The sequence below is a fragment of the Actinomycetota bacterium genome, assembly GCA_040905475.1.
Classification (GTDB): domain Bacteria; phylum Actinomycetota; class AC-67; order AC-67; family AC-67; genus DATFGK01.
In genome coordinates this window covers 22,041-36,730 of record JBBDRM010000066.1, presented here as the reverse complement: position 1 = coordinate 36,730, position 14,690 = coordinate 22,041, and the positions used below count along the sequence as shown (strand labels likewise).

Genomic DNA, 14,690 nt, shown 5'->3' with positions numbered 1-14,690 from the left:
GTGCCGTTCCAGCCGTCGTACGAGGACCGGCCGGGCGCGCCCGATCGCGTCTTCGCCGCGGTCGACGACCTCGCGTACGAACGGCTGGTCGACGTCTGGGTGGACGCGCTCGACCGTGCCGGCATGGCGCGCGCGGAGGTGCTTCACCTCCACCATCTGACCCCGGCCAACGAGGCCGCGCTGCGCGCCTTCCCGGCGGTCCCGGTCGTTGGGCAGCTGCACGGCACCGAGCTTGCGCTGCTGCGCGCGATCGAAGCAGGTGCGCCTGCTGGCTGGCGGTTCGCGGAGCGCTGGCAGCAACGCATGCGCAGGTGGGCGCGCGCCTGCGAGCGGCTGATCGTTCCGCTCGGCGCGAGCGCCGAGATCGCACGCCTCCTCACCCTCCCACGCGAAGCGATGGTCGAGCTTCCGAGCGGTGTCGAGCTCGACCTGTTCCGGCGTCGACCGCTCGACCGCAGGCAGCGGCTCGCCCACTGGCGCCGGTGGCTGGTCGAGCAGCCGCTCGGCTGGGACGAGAGCGGCATTCCCGGCAGCGTCGCCTACCAGGACGACGACCTGTGGCCATTCCAGGAGGCGGAGGCAATCCTGCTGTACGTCGGCCGCTTCACGGGGGTCAAGAGGCTGCCGCTCCTGCTCAGAGCGCACGCCCAGGCGCTCACGCGGCTCGGCCGGCCGCTGCCGCTCGTGCTGGTCGGCGGCAGCCCCGGCGAGTGGGAGGGCGAACACCCCCTCACGGTCGCCCGTGCACTCGGAAACAGGCAACTCTTCCTCGCGGGCTGGCGGCCCCACCACGAGCTGCCGGCGGCGCTGAATGCCGCCGACCTGCTCGTGCTTCCCTCCGTCGCCGAAGCGTTCGGGCTCGTCCTCGTCGAGGCGATGGCCTGCGGCCTGCCGGTGATCGCCGCCAACGCTCACGGACCCGGCCAGCTTGTCGCTGCGGGAACGGGCTGGCTCGTCCCGGCCGACGACCAGAACGCGCTCGCAGAGACCCTACTGGCCGTCGCCTCCGACCCGCAGGAGCGAAAGCGGCGCGGCACCCGCGCCCACCAGCACAGCCGCGCCAGCTACGGCTGGCCGCTGATCGTCGCCCGCGTCGTCGACATCTACGACCAGCTCGCGGGCCGCCTGGACACGCAGCGGGCTGCGCGCACCTGAGACCCTTCGCTACTCACCGGCAGCGGTAGGGTCGCGGAACCCGAAAGAGAGGACCTGCGTGGTTTCCGACCGATTCGACCGCTTCCTACCGCTCGCTGGAGTGCTAGCGGGGCTGTTGTTCTTCGTCGGTCTCGTCCTGCTATGGAACGATCCGAGCAGCGAGACCGGGCCTGCGGAGACGTTCGCCTACTGGCAGGACGACCGCGGCCAGCACCAGATCGTCGCACTCTTGGTGGCACCACTCATCGCGTTCCTACTCCTCTTCTTCGGGGCCGGTTTGCGGCGAAGACTCGCGCAGGGTAACGGCGACGCTGGCCACGGCTCGGTCGCGTTCGGCGGGGCGCTTCTTGCCGCTGCGACCTTCGCCCTTGTCGCGATGCTCGAAGGGGCGATGACGAACGCAGCCCACGAAGGAGAGCGGGAAACCGTCTACACGCTGAACCAGCTGCACTCTTACGACTGGCTGGGGTGGAACGTCGCGTTCGCGGCAATGCTCCTCGCAACAGGCCTTGGCGCTCGCCGTAATGGGATGCTGCCGACGCCGCTTGTGTGGGTGACGATCGTCATCGGAGCATCGCTCTTAACCCCACTGGGATTCTTCGGGTTCGTCCTCGTTCCGGTGTGGTTGATAGTGGTGGGGCTGTGGCTCTTCCGGCGCAGTACGACCTCGGCCGAACCGATTCCGAGCTGACCGGAAGCGAGACAACGGCCGCCTGGGCCAGCGTCCTCTCGCTCGACCGGGGCAGGCGCCGCAAGGGAATGTGTGACGCGCCGGGGCCTGCTGGACTGCCTTTTCGAATCCGTCTTACTCATCAGGGATTGGTGCGACGGGGATGGAGCGTTTATGGAGCCCAGCAGGCGCAACCAGTGGCAATCAGCGGCAATCAGCGGCAAATCGCCCGACCGCGAAATGCGCAAAAACAAGCCAAATCCCTTGCCCTGCGTTGCCGTGCGTTGCCTGAGCCGTCAAATGGTAAGGAGGGGGTCGACGGTTCGAGTCCGTCAGAGGGCTCTGCAAAGTCGCCGCAAATGGGGCCTTTTCCACTCGGATCCACTTGCATATGTTCCGGGGTGCATAGGGTATGGAGCCGTTTATGGAGCTTTCAGGTCCACGACGCACGTAATGAGGTCGAACAGCGGCCTGAGACGCGGTCGGATGCTCTGGCAAAACCGCCAAACTCGCAGCGACGAACGGCGGCTACTCGTTCACTCCTCGAGGCTGCAATCCTGATGGTGTGACGGAACCCTCGGCAGCCACCACGACAGACGCCCAGCTTGGCCGGAAGGCGGCTGAGCACCTCGCTCATAGCTGGCCGGAGATGGACGGCTTGACCGATCTCGCCTCGCCGGAATTCGCGGCGGCCGCGATTGAGCGGCTGGCGGAGCTGATCGAAGACCAGCCGGCACTATTGCAGGCGAGCCGCCGCGGATCCGAACGCGGCGCAGAGAGCTTGAGCGCCCGCCCGTTCCAGGGCATCGTCGAGTCGATACAGAACGGCGATGACCTCGGCGCCACTGAGCTCCGGGTCGCGCTACGCGTGAAGGGGCCGCGCCGGGAGCTGCTGATCGTCCACAATGGGGCACCGATCTCACTGGCGCATGTCGGCGCGATGGTGCTTCCCTGGGTGAGCACAAAAGCCGACGACCCGAGCGCCTCCGGAAGGTTCGGGATCGGCCAGAAGACGCTGCGCGCGCTCGGCGGTCCGATCGACGCACACTGCCATCCTTACCACTTCCGCATGGGCGAGGTACCGGCCCCCTGCCCGCCCGAGCCGGCGATCGACGGCTTCTATGACCCCTCGGCCAGCGAGACGCTGCTCGTCGTACCGCTCGACGACGAGGTCGACACGGCGGCGCTCGAGCAGTTCATGACCGAGCTCGGCACACGCTCGCTCGTCTTCCTGCGAAGCATCCGGCGCGTCGCGCAGATCGATCTGAAACGCGGCTCCGCTGTCGTCGACCATCAGCTCCACGCACGGCAGCGCCGCATGGCGCAGCTCCAGCTTCACGGGCGCGAGCTCGAGGTCGAGGTCGTCGAGCTCACGGATCGTGACCGGAGCCAGACCTACTCGCGCTACCTGGTCGAGATTCCGTTGAAGGCGGACGAGCGCCGGCACAACAAGGCTACCGGGCCGACGACCACACTCGGCATCTGCGTACCTCGGCGGCCCGAACAGGGGCTGCTGTACGACCGGCTGCCGCTGCCGGTTGCATCCAACTTGCCTGTAGGCCTCAACGCGCAGTTCGACCCCGACACCGCACGCTCGACCCTGCATGAGCGGGCCTGGAATGCGCACCGCTTCGCCGAGCTCGGCGATCTGCTCGCCGCTGTCGCACTCGAGCTGTTTAGCCACGACGCGCGACGTGCCTGGGGTGCGGTGCCGCTGCTGCACGACGTTCCCGACGGGATCAGCGAATGGCTGCGCGAGCGGTTCCTGTTCGACGTGATCGGCCGCTGTCATCTCCGCCTCGCCGACGAGCTTCGGCTGGGGCGGGAAGACGCGCCGCAGCCGCTCGACGAGATCGTCTTCGAGGACTCAGGTCTCGACGGCGTCCTGACCGGGAGCGACCAGGAACGACTCGCAGACGGGTTCTCGGCTGTTCCTCCTACGCAGCGCGACCGGTTCGGTCGCTGGCGACGCGTCCTGCAAGAGCTCGGACGCTCACAGCTGCTCGATGTCGAAGAAGCGCTCGAGCTGCTCGAGCTCGACGACGCCGAGCTCGGGGAGCGTCAACCACAGTGGTATGTGGCGTTCGCCGCAGCCGCGGTCGAGGATGGGGTGTTCGGCAAGTTCTGCGATAGGCGCGGCGTCATGCTTGCTGACGGAACGCGCGTCGCGCCGCCGCGCCCGGATGAACCCCGGTCGCTGGTCGTTCGTGACGAACCGCAAAGCCTGGCCTCGCAGCTCGGCTTGACCCTCGCCATCCACCCCGTCTACCTCGGCGGCGACAAGATGGCACGCCGCGTGCGCAGCGAGCTCGAGGAGGAAAAGCTGCTTGTCGGCGCGTACGACTCCGACGGCGAAGCGCTCGCTTTGCTTGCGCGCGGGAGGCGTGAGCCGATCCCGCTCGACGACGGCCCGCTCCTCTCCCTCCGCGACGCCTTCGAGCGACTCAGCGACGACGAGCAACGCGAGCTCGGACCGAAGATCGGCCGAGCGATCGAGCTTCGGGGCTTCCGCTACGACGACCGCGGTAAGACCGAGCCGCTCTGGGTCTCCCCGAGCACGGCCTATCTGCCACCGCAGATCGACCGCGAGACCGACAGCTTCGCGCGTGCCGCCGGCAAGACGCCGCAGCTCACCTGGGTATCACCTGACTACAGGCTGGTGCTCAAACGCGCCGGCGGTCGACGCGAACTCGGCGCACAGCGTCTGCTCGCGCGGCTTGGGGTGCAGACGTTCCCGCGCCTAGTGCGGCCCCCGAACGAGATCCAGCGCTACAGCCGCGACCCGCGACTCGTGAGCCCACTCGAACAGTGGCGCCTCCCCGAGGTGCAGGCGACCGAGCTGCGCGCGCTCAACCAACGCGCCACCCATCTGATCGACGACCGCTGGTCGCCGGATCTGGACGCAGTGATCGAGAACATCAAGGCTGACCGACCGGGCACAGGCCGCAAACGACGGGCAAGCGCACTTCTCGGGCTCGTGGCGCGCGGCTGGGAGCGTCAGTTCGCCGATCACGCGACCGCGCAGGCGGTCTGGGGCTACGACGGCTACTGGCACGCCCGCGGCGAGGTGCTAGCGACCTGGCTCGCTCGAGCCGCATCCGAACCGTGGCTTCCGTGCGCAACCGGCGCACTGCACGCACCGCTCGACCTGCACCTCCCAAGCGAGGCAAACCGTCTGACGGTCGGCGACAAACGCAGCCTGTACCTGATGCGCGTCGATGACCACGTGCTGCGGAGTCCTGCGTTGCCGGCGCTGCGAATCAGACGCGGCCCGTCGGCGACGAGCATCGTCGCCCGGCTCGAAGAGCTACGCGACGCCGGCAAGACCCGGGCATCGATCGAGGAGCAGACGCGGACGGCGTACCGGATCCTTGCACTCGCCTGCCCGGCGGATGGCCGCGGCCAGCGACCGGTCGACGACATGACGGTCGCCGCGCTACGGTCGCACTTCGCCGGCGGCCGCGGCGGGCGCGCGCGCGGGCTGCTCTTGATCAACGGTCGCTGGTACGCGCCGGCGCAGGTGCTGAGCGGGCCGCCGATCTTCGGACGCCGGCGGCCGTTCGTTGCGAACACGTCGCTGCTCGAACCGCTCTGGCGGACCCTCCAGATCCCGCTTCCCGAGGCACGAGACTGCGTCGCGGTCCTGCGCGACATCGCAGACGACGGGCCACTTGGCGATGGCGATCGTCCGGTGATCATCGAGACGATGCGGACACTGGCTCGCGCGCTCGGAGATGCGACCCCGCAACTGCGCGCGACGTTGCGGTCGCTTCCCGTCTGGACTGGCGAGGAGTGGACAACACGACGACCCGTGTACGCGATCGCGGACGAAGCGGTGGCCGGCGCAGTCGCCGATCAAGCACGCGTCTGGCAGCCCGGATTCGCCATCGACGACATGGAATCGCTGATCGAGGCGCTCGGGCTCACGCTGATCGGTGCGGAGCAGTTCATGCCGGTTGCGAACGCCGGCTACGGCGCGGCCGTCGGCGACGAATTCCGGCCGCGGTTCGTGCTCGCGGTCGAGCACCTCCGCACCGAGCTCGCCCGCCGCGACCAGACGCTCTACGAGACGCTGACCGTCGCCTGGGACGAGCTCGCAGCGGCGCTCCTTGTTCTCGACCGTGATCTAGAGGTCGCGGCGACCGTCCCCGGCGGTCGCCGGCTTGTCGCGCCGGCCGAGGCGCACCTGCTCCGGCAACCGCTGACGCTGTTCGCCCGGTCCGCAGAAGACGTCGGTTCGGCCGAAGGTGGTGGCCGCGCGATCGCAGACCTGTTCAACGGCGACCGGCAAAAGGTCGCGTGGGCGTGGGTGGCGATGTGGCAGAAGGCCGAGAGCGGTCTCGGAGCCCAGAAGATCGTCCTCTCGAGCGACGGCAACGCGGACGAAGCCGAGGACGATCGGCTCGCTCATCTGCGTACCCAGGCCGACGATCGACGCACCCGCAGGGGTAAGACGACCAAAAAACCGGCCGCCGGCACGACGTCCAACGGCGTCGGCGGCGTCAAGGTGCGCAAGCTGAAGGAGATCGACAAGCTCGAGCCGTCGCAGGGGACGATCGTCAATGCGGGGGCTCCACGCGGCGGGATCATCGTTCCACCGCCCCGAAAGCGCACGATAACCGGCGACGGCACGCCGCCGAAGACCGGCACGACCACCAGCGACGACCCAGACGGAAGGACGACGGATATCGGCGCGCCGGTGCCGCCAAGCGTGCTGCCGCCGATGAGCGCGCGAGAGCAGCTCGCATACGACGCTGTGATGGCTGCGCTCGCGCTCGGGGATGGCGAGGTAGCCGATCTCCGTCACCGACGCGGAGTCGGCGCCGATGCGATCGACGAACTGCGCCAGTGCTTCGAGATCAAGATGTCGTCGGGAAACGAGATCCCGAACGAGATCACGCTGACGCCGAACGAGGTCGAACGCGCCAGAACTGACCACGATTTCTTCCTCGCGGTCGTCGCCGGCCTCGAGGAGGGCGCCGGCGAGCTTCGGGTGCGCTTCATCTTCGACCCGCTCGCACGACTCCCGCTTCGCCTCCGCAACGATCTCACCTTTGGCGGCGTCCGCGAAGCCGAAGCTTTGGAATACGTCTTCCCGACCTCGGCAGCAACGTCGAAGCCCAATGAGGTGAGCAGCGGAAGGTCGACGTCGCCGTCAACCGAATGAGCGAGTCGGCGAGAGCCGGGAACAGTCGGGACGCGAGACTCGTGGCACGTTGCGCTCCGCGTAAGGCGACCGGAGTGCCGCTGCGACATTGTTCGCGAGCGTCTGCACGTGGTCGGGCGAGAGCGGCCCTGGTAGGACGCAGCCGTTCGCCGGGGCTCCTCGACCGACGCCGCCGAGCGGATAGGTTCGCCGACACAGCGACCACTCGGCGTCGACGAAAGAGCACCGGCGGATCTACCTACGCGGCAACCGCCTTTGTCGAGTCGGTCGTGCTCGCGGCTAGCTCGCCGAGAGCCGCCTCGGCATCTCCGATGGCCGCTTCACGTGTAGCGGCGGCCACGACATCGGTGTAGCCGAGCTCCTGTTGGTCTTTGATCACCTCATCGATGTACTTGGTTGCCAGAGCCCGAATGTCGCGTTTCATGCTCCTCCTTCCTGATCGGTGAGTTCTCTCCAAAGCCGATCGACGATGAGTTCGGCGAAGTACGTGTACCAGTACTTCTGCGTCAGTTTCTGAGTTGCGAGATGGTCTCTGAAGTCGTCGAACACTTCGAGTGCTGGCACGAGCAGCGGCACGACGTCGTCCTGTCGGACCTCCTCGCCGCTCTCGACCACGAACGCCTTCGCGTAGTCATGAGCGCGACGCGCCTTCTGATCCCAGAGCGCGCGGTGCTGATCGAAGTACTGATCTAGGCCAGCGTCCTCAAGTCGCTTTGACTTTGTTGCGTTGAGCGCCAACGTGACCTCACGTCTTCCGTAGGACACCCCGCGTCACGTGTCCGGACGCGAGCGCAGTCGAGACGATCTGAACCGCGAACAGAACGACGACAACAACGTAGAAGCCGTGTCCGCCACGTGCGACGAGCCACGCGAAACTCATACCGACGGTTGCCAGGCCCAGCATAAATGCGCCAAGGAGTTCCCCCGCTGGACCGACGAAGCGGCTTCGCACACGTACGGACGCACCCGGGATCGTCTCCTCGTAGCGCGTAATGACGACACCCAGGAAGACGAGCGTGAACCCTGCGAGCGCCGTTGTGGCCCCCAAGGTCGCGAGCACGACATCTGCGTCTCTAACCACCCGAGGAACGTACGTCGCCCACCGGATGGAGACTGAAGGAGGCGAAGAGCGGGCGCAGCCAGGACTACGTGTGCAGGTCTTGGCTTCAGGGACGCTCGAAGCTCGAGCGCGAGGCAAGAGCTTGGACTGCGTGCTCGACCACACAGGGCCTCTCCCTGGGGTAGGCGCTAGCGTGCTCGACATGCCTCACAAGACGGTTCCGCCCTTCACGGCCGGTCAGCTCGAAGCGCTGTGTCGCGAACTCGGCGAGGCCATGACCGGCAGTCAGATGGACCGGTTGCTGCCGGCGGCCAGCATCGCCGACACTTCGCAACAGAGCACGAAGTGGAAGCGCCTGTACGAATCGCTCGCATCTCGACAGAACCAAGACAGCAACGCCAACGCCGTCTGCCGCTTCATCAAAGTGGCGATGGCGCCGGAACGGTTTGGCAGCGAGCCGGAGCGCTTCGAGGCACACCGCGAGGGGCTCAACTTAACGCTGGGCTTCGTCGGTCTCGAACTGCGTGAGAACGGCAAGCTCTATCCGGCAGCGCCGACGACCACGCTTACCGAGGCGCAAGAGCGGGCGAACGCACTGAAGGCGAAGCTTCGCGAGCGCAACGTACATCCCGACGTACTCGCTTTCTGCCGTGCCGAGCTCGTGCAAAGGAACTACTTCCATGCTGTCTTCGAGGCGACGAAAAGCGTCGCCGACAAGATCCGCACTAGGACTGGCCTCAAGAGCGACGGCGGCCAACTCGTCGACGACGCGTTTGGCATAAAGGGTGGGATGCCGGCGTTGGCGTTCAACCTGCTCCAGTCGCCGACGGAGGAGAGCGAGCACAAGGGCCTGGCGATGTTGGTGAAAGGCATGTTCGGGACGTTCCGCAACACAACCGCTCACGCCCCGAAGATCAGCTGGCCCATCGGACTCGAGGACGCGCTGGATCTTCTGACTCTCGCCTCGATGCTTCATCGTCGCCTCGATGCGGCTCACGTCACCCCCGCCGCACCCATCAGCCAAGCCTAGTCAGGCTGGCTCGAACGCCCCGATCATCAAGGCGTGCTCGCTCGCGAGAAGCGACCTACTCCAGCAGGCCGCTCCGCGATAGGGCCCCCCGCGCGCGAACACGACATCGACGAGCGCGCGCCGGGGTCGGTCCGCGGGATGGAGGCGAAGGCGGACGTCGGTCATCTTGGGCGCAGGCCATCATTCTTTGAGAATGCACCATGTGGGCTGACAACGAGACTCGGATCGATCTGCTCGGCTTCGACTTCCTGGTCGACGAGCTGCTGATCATCCTGCGCGACCCGCGCCTCCTGCCGGTCACCGTTGGCGTGGCCGGTGACTGGGGCTCCGGCAAGAGCAGCTTAATCGGTATGGCCGAGGAGGCCCTGGCCGCGGAAGAGAAGTTCCTGACCGTCTCGTTCAGCCCCTGGCGCTTTGAGGACTACGAGGACGTGAAGACTGCGCTCATGGCGTCGGTCATCGGCGCGGTGCAGGAGCGGGCGCAGACCGACGTGACCTTCGCCGACAAGGCCGGCAAGCGGCTCGGCGAGATGGTGCGGCGGGTGAACATGCTCGGGGCGGCGAAGCTCCTCGGGCGGCTGGCGTTGCTCTCTCACGGCGCGGACGTGCCGCCGGAGATGGCGGCCTTGTCGGACGCCCAGCTGCTGAAGCCGGCGCCGGTCGAGGAGGAGGACGAGACAGAGGCGCCCGACCGACTCCACTCGATCGCCGAGTTCCGCACCGAGTTCGAGGCGCTGATGGCCGACCTCGACGATTTGCAGGCGCTGGTCGTGTTTATTGACGACCTCGACCGCTGCCTGCCCGATTCGATCGTCGACACCTTCGAGGCGATCCGCCTCTTCCTGCACGTGCCGAAGACCGCCTACGTGATCGCCGCCGACCAACGCATCGTCCAGGCCGCGATCGAGGCCCGCTACCCGGTCAACCGCGAAGGCGACGAGACGCTCGGCGTCGACTACCTGGAGAAGATCATCCAGATCTCGGTCAACATCCCGCCGCTTTCGGAGCCGGAGGCCGAGACGTACATCAACCTGCTCCTGGCCGAGCTCTATCTCGACGCCGGACCGCTCGAGCGCCTGCAAGCCGCGGCACAGGAGCGCCGGAAGAGCGAGCAGTTGACGGTGGTCATGAACTGGGGCATCGCGCGCGAGATCCTCGACTCGCCGCCCGACGGCCTCGAGGCGGCGTTCGCGCTCGCGAACCAGATCTCGCCGGTCCTCGCACGCGGCCTGCGCGGGAACCCGCGCCAGCTGAAGCGGTTCCTGAACATCTTGAGCGTCCGCCGTCGCGCCGCAGGCGGGCGAGGGATCGAGCTCGACCCCGCGGTCTTGTCCAAGCTGATGATCCTCGAGCAGCTGCACCTGAAGGACTTCGCACAGCTGTTCGCGTGGCAGATCGACCAGCACGGAAAGCCCGTCGAGCTGAAGCAGGCCGAGTCGCTCGCCGCGACCGACAAGAAGCCGAAGGGCATGAGCGACGAGGCGGCGACGTGGGCGGCACAGCTTCACATCGGCCCCTGGCTTCGGCTCGAACCGGCGCTCGCCGATGTCGACCTCGCACCGTACTTCTACTTCTCGCGCGACCGCCTCTCGCCGGCAGCGCCCGCAGCGCGGCTGCCGGCGGCGCTGCAAGAGCTGCTCGGACGCCTCGAGCACGCCGTCGCAGCGACGCGGCGGACGGCGATCGAGGAGGGCGTCGACCTCGGCGCCGCCGAGATGGTGCAGGTGTTCGACGTCCTGCTCGAACGCGGCTCGCGCGATCCGCGCGGCCACGCGCTCGACAGCGCGATCGAGATCGCGGCGCGCAAGACCGAGCTCGTCGGACGACTCGCCTCGGCGCTCGACGAGCTCCCGCCGGCGAGCGTGCCCCTGCAGCTGCCGGCGAAGCTGGTCGCCGCGATCGACCCGCGTCCACCGGAGCTGACGAAGCTCCTCGAGCGGTGGGGAACGTCGGGGTCGGGTGGGCTCAAGCGCGCCGCCGCAGAAGCGCTCGGGGGCGGCCGCTGATGGGTACCTCGACCGACTACGGCGGCGGCCAAGGCGGCGCGTGGACGCCGTTCAAACGCGCGGCGACGAGCTACGCCAAGCACGGCGGCCGCAGTCGCGCCGAGCGGGTGGTCGCCCGCCACGTCGGCACCCTCGGCGGTGCCGCCGGGGCGACGCGGTCGGCGCGAGCCGGGATCGCCGGAGCGGCCAACTTCGCCGACCTCCTCGCCGGCATCGCCCGTGACGGGCTGACGCCAACCCTCCGCGACGCTGGCCTCGGCGACCTAGTCGGCCGCGGCCGCTTCGACGTCGTCCGCGCGCTGGTCGACGTGATCGCCGGCGCCGGCAGCGACCTCGAAGGCCAGGCGGCGCGGGCGGCGGCCCTCGATGTGATCGACGAGCTGTTCGCCGACGCCGAGGCCTACGACGAGCTCGCAGACCTCACCCTTGACGCCGACGGGCTGGTGCGGGCGCTCGAGGCCTTCATCGCCTACTACATCTACAACCGCCTGCTGCCCCAGATCGACGAACGCCTGACGCGCTACGCCGACGCCGCCCGCGCCGAGCGACTGGACGGTGACTTGCGGCAGCTGATCCGGGCCCAGGTCCGCATCCGGCTACGGGACGTTGACCCGCTCGCCGTCGATTGGTCAGGAGCCGAGGGACGGCGCCTGATCGAGTCGGCGCTGCGGAGCGTCTACGGCGTCTTGGAGGACCTCGAGGAATGACCGGCTTCCACCTCCGCACCGCGCGCGACCAGCCGCTGCCGACCGACGCCGATACGTTCGTCCTCGACTGGTTCGGCGGCGCCCACCGCCAACGCTCGACAGTGTCGGCAACGACCGACCTCCTCTACGGCCTGGCCCCGACTCCAGCTGCGCGCGACCTGTTCCGCCTCGGCGGCGCGGTCTATTGCGTCGACAAGGTCGCCCGCCGCGACCGGACAGCGGACGCGTGGACACGTGAGCTCGACCTCGCCGCCCCGGTCACGACGCGTTCCGACTGGCAGACGGCGCGGCAGGCGCTCACCGAGGCGCTCGCGTTCTTGAGTGGCGACCGCTGGAAGCTGCGCTTCCGCGCCGGGGCCGGGGGCGTCAGCGGTGAGACTCGCGTGCGCCCGCCCGACGCCATCTGTCTCTTCTCCGGAGGCCTCGACTCGCTGGCCGGGGCGATCGACCTCCTTGAGGAAGGTCGAGACGTAATCCTCGTCGGCCACTTCGAGAGCGGCTTCATCGGCGGCGTCCAGGAGACGCTCGCCCGAGAGCTACGGCGCAACTACCGCGATCGTGTTCGTCTGCGGCAGCTCCGGCTCGGGCCCGCAAAGCCGAACCGCCTGCAGGCGCGCCCGCTGCCGAGCGAGAAGGAGCGCGAGGTCACGACACGGGCGCGGTCCTTCCTGTTCGTCGCCGCCGGACTCGCCGTCGCGAGTGCCTTCGGCGAGGAGGTGCCGCTCTACGTGCCGGAGAACGGCTTCATCGGCATCAACGTCCCCTTCGTAGCCTCGCGCGCCGGCAGCTTGAGCACCCGGACGACCCACCCCTACTTCATGGCGCAACTCGAGGACGCGCTAGACGCGCTCGGAATCGGCAACGAGATCGTCAACCCATTTCGTGTCAAGACGAAGGGCGAGGCGCTTGCCGAGTGCCGCAACAAGAAGCTGCTCGCGGCACTCGTCGACGACTCGATCTCCTGCGCGCACCCGGAATCGGCGCGCTGGGACAGGCTGCCGCCGTCGAACTGCGGCTACTGCTTCCCGTGCTTGATCCGACGAGGAGCCCTCCACGGCATCAGCCTCGACGCTGGCGCCAGCTACCGTCACGACGCGCTGACCGAGGCCGACCTGCTCGAGGAGGAATCCGATCGCGGCGCCGACCTGCGCGCCCTGGTGCGCGGGCTCGCGCGCGACCCGCACCGGACCGATGTGCTCCGCAACGGAGCGGTCCCCGCCGACGACGCCGCCGCCTTCGACGCGGTCTACCGCCGCGGCAGGGACGAGTTTTTGTCCTGGATCACCGCCGGCGCGGGACAGGAGCTGCTTGACGCGCTCACCGCCGGAGGGGACCGCGGCTGAGCCTGTACGTCGACAGCCACTGTCACATCGACCGCTTCGACGACCCGCCGGCGGTACTCGACGCCGCCGAACGCGCCGGCGTGGTCACCATCGCCGTCACCGAGTTGCCGTCGCACTTCCAGATGCTGCAGACGCAACTGCGCGGGCGCGAGCGCGTCCGCGTCGCACTCGGCTTCCACCCGCTCGTCGTGCCACGCGACCTCGCCCACGAGCTGGCTCTGTTCCGGCGCATGCTCGAACGGACCGACTACATCGGAGAGGTCGGGCTCGACCACTCGCAGCAAGGGCGCGACTCAGCACGGCGACAACGGGAGGTCTTCGAGCGGATCCTGGCGCTCCCCGAGATCGGCAAGAAGGTGCTGACGGTGCACTCGAGAGGCGCCGAGAAGGAGACAATCGAGCTGCTGGCCGCCGCGGGCACGACCGCGATCTTGCACTGGTATTCGGGCCCGCTCAGGGCGATCGAACGGGCGCTCGAGGCCGGGCTCTACTTCTCGGTCAACCCAGCCATGCTGGGCAGCAAGAACGGAGGCCGCGTCATCGCCGCCTTGCCGCACGAGCGCGTCGTCACGGAGACCGATGCCCCCTACACGAAGGTTGGCGGGCGGCCTTCCGAGCCGCGCGACGTGCCGACGGTCGTCCTGGAACTCGCGCACAGGTGGGGACTTACGCCCGACGAGGCGCGCGATTCGATCTTCACGACGATGTCCGAGATCCACCGCAGCGCGAAAACGGCGTCGGCCGAGACGGTCTAACCAGCAGCCGTCGCGAGCGGTGGAGACGGGGAAGCGCTCGCCAATGAGACAGCTGGGTCGTACGCGTGCAGCTCCTGTCCGTGCTCGCGGAGCCACCGCGCCTGCTCCTGCCAGCCCGGTCGAACCGACTCGAGCAGTCGCCAGAACGGTTTCCGGTGACTCGGCTCGCGAAGATGGCAGAGCTCGTGCACGACGACGTACTCGAGCACGTCGTCGGGCCCAAGCAGCAGCCGCCAAGAGAACGAGAGGTTGCCGCGACGCGAGCACGAGCCCCAGCGCGTGCGCGGGTCGCGGATGCCGATCGCCTGGTACTCGTACCCGAGCCGCTCGGCCTCCCGCCGCACGACATCCGCTACGCGACGGCGCGCCTCACGGCGGTACCAACGCTCGACGGCCGCCGCCGCACTCTCGTCGGGGCCGAAGACAACCAAGCGATCGCCCTCCACCATCGCGATCGCGCGTCGTGCGTTGCGGCGCTCGATCGGAAGCTCGCGGCCTGCGAGCCAGACGGTGCCGGCGCGTTCGAGGCCAAGCTCGGGAGGCCGGTCGCTGATCGCGCGCGCTTCGGCGATCTTGGTCTCGACCCAACGGCGCTTCTCCTCGAGGAAGGCGTCGACGTCTCCGGCGCCGAGGCCGCGGGGAACGATCACCTCCAGCGGTCGGCGCGGCCCGACGATGATCCGTAAGGTCTTCGCGCGCCGCGATTCGCGGACACGCACCACCAACGTCTCTTCCCCGATGACGAAGCGGTGCGGCCTCCGATCCCGTAGCGGCGGCGACACCTTCCGGACACTGGC

12 protein-coding genes are annotated in these 14,690 nt (G+C 68.3%); 8 read left to right on the top strand and 4 right to left on the bottom strand.

Annotation, left to right across the window (positions count from 1 at the left end; genetic code table 11):
* The 3 genes from WEB06_06375 to WEB06_06365 all read left to right on the top strand — a co-directional run.
* Nucleotides 1–1,155, top strand: a 1,155-nt coding sequence (locus WEB06_06375) for a glycosyltransferase family 4 protein (GenBank protein MEX2555240.1), incomplete at its 5' end; no start/stop codon positions are given.
* Between the two features lie 58 nt (nucleotides 1,156–1,213).
* Nucleotides 1,214–1,846 (top strand): hypothetical protein, encoded by a 633-nt coding sequence (locus WEB06_06370; GenBank protein ID MEX2555239.1) that lies wholly within the window; start codon nucleotides 1,214–1,216, stop codon nucleotides 1,844–1,846.
* A 637-nt stretch (nucleotides 1,847–2,483) separates the two neighbouring features.
* The gene (locus WEB06_06365) at nucleotides 2,484–6,992 is read left to right on the top strand and encodes a hypothetical protein (GenBank protein ID MEX2555238.1); all 4,509 of its coding nucleotides are present in this window, start codon (nucleotides 2,484–2,486) and stop codon (nucleotides 6,990–6,992) included.
* 238 nt (nucleotides 6,993–7,230) lie between these two features.
* On the opposite strand, the gene WEB06_06360 is transcribed toward WEB06_06365, so the two are convergent.
* From WEB06_06360 to WEB06_06350, 3 genes are read right to left on the bottom strand one after another with little or no spacing between them, the layout of a single operon-like run.
* A complete protein-coding gene (locus tag WEB06_06360) occupies nucleotides 7,231–7,416 on the bottom strand; it encodes a hypothetical protein (protein MEX2555237.1) in 186 nt (61 codons plus the stop codon).
* Nucleotides 7,413–7,730, bottom strand: coding sequence for a hypothetical protein (locus WEB06_06355; GenBank protein ID MEX2555236.1), 318 nt, complete (start codon nucleotides 7,728–7,730; stop codon nucleotides 7,413–7,415). The genes WEB06_06360 and WEB06_06355 overlap by 4 nt, the downstream gene beginning before the upstream one ends.
* Nucleotides 7,731–7,737: 7 nt before the next feature.
* A complete protein-coding gene (locus WEB06_06350) occupies nucleotides 7,738–8,073 on the bottom strand; it encodes a hypothetical protein (GenBank protein ID MEX2555235.1) in 336 nt (111 codons plus the stop codon).
* Nucleotides 8,074–8,254: 181 nt separating this feature from the next.
* On the opposite strand from WEB06_06350, the gene WEB06_06345 reads away from it, so the two are divergent.
* From WEB06_06345 to qatD, 5 genes are all read left to right on the top strand, one after another.
* Nucleotides 8,255–9,082 carry a TIGR02391 family protein gene (locus WEB06_06345; GenBank protein ID MEX2555234.1) on the top strand — a complete coding sequence of 276 codons (828 nt, stop codon included), beginning with the start codon at nucleotides 8,255–8,257 and terminating at the stop codon, nucleotides 9,080–9,082.
* A 200-nt stretch (nucleotides 9,083–9,282) separates the two neighbouring features.
* On the top strand, nucleotides 9,283–11,088 hold the full coding sequence (locus tag WEB06_06340) for a P-loop NTPase fold protein (protein MEX2555233.1): 1,806 nt from the start codon (nucleotides 9,283–9,285) through the stop codon (nucleotides 11,086–11,088).
* Nucleotides 11,088–11,795, top strand: a complete 708-nt coding sequence (locus WEB06_06335; GenBank protein ID MEX2555232.1) for a hypothetical protein — start codon at nucleotides 11,088–11,090, stop codon at nucleotides 11,793–11,795. The genes WEB06_06340 and WEB06_06335 overlap by 1 nt, the downstream gene beginning before the upstream one ends.
* The gene (gene qatC, locus WEB06_06330) at nucleotides 11,792–13,138 is read left to right on the top strand and encodes a Qat anti-phage system QueC-like protein QatC (protein MEX2555231.1); all 1,347 of its coding nucleotides are present in this window, start codon (nucleotides 11,792–11,794) and stop codon (nucleotides 13,136–13,138) included. Before WEB06_06335 ends, qatC begins: the two co-directional genes overlap by 4 nt.
* Nucleotides 13,135–13,893: a Qat anti-phage system TatD family nuclease QatD gene (gene qatD / locus WEB06_06325; protein ID MEX2555230.1), complete on the top strand. Its 759-nt coding sequence runs from the start codon at nucleotides 13,135–13,137 to the stop codon at nucleotides 13,891–13,893. Before qatC ends, qatD begins: the two co-directional genes overlap by 4 nt.
* Here the strand turns inward: qatD and WEB06_06320 are convergent.
* Nucleotides 13,890–14,612: a SprT family zinc-dependent metalloprotease gene (locus WEB06_06320; GenBank protein ID MEX2555229.1), complete on the bottom strand. Its 723-nt coding sequence runs from the start codon at nucleotides 14,610–14,612 to the stop codon at nucleotides 13,890–13,892. The two genes, qatD and WEB06_06320, sit on opposite strands and share 4 nt — an antisense overlap.
* Nucleotides 14,613–14,690 lie beyond the last annotated feature (78 nt).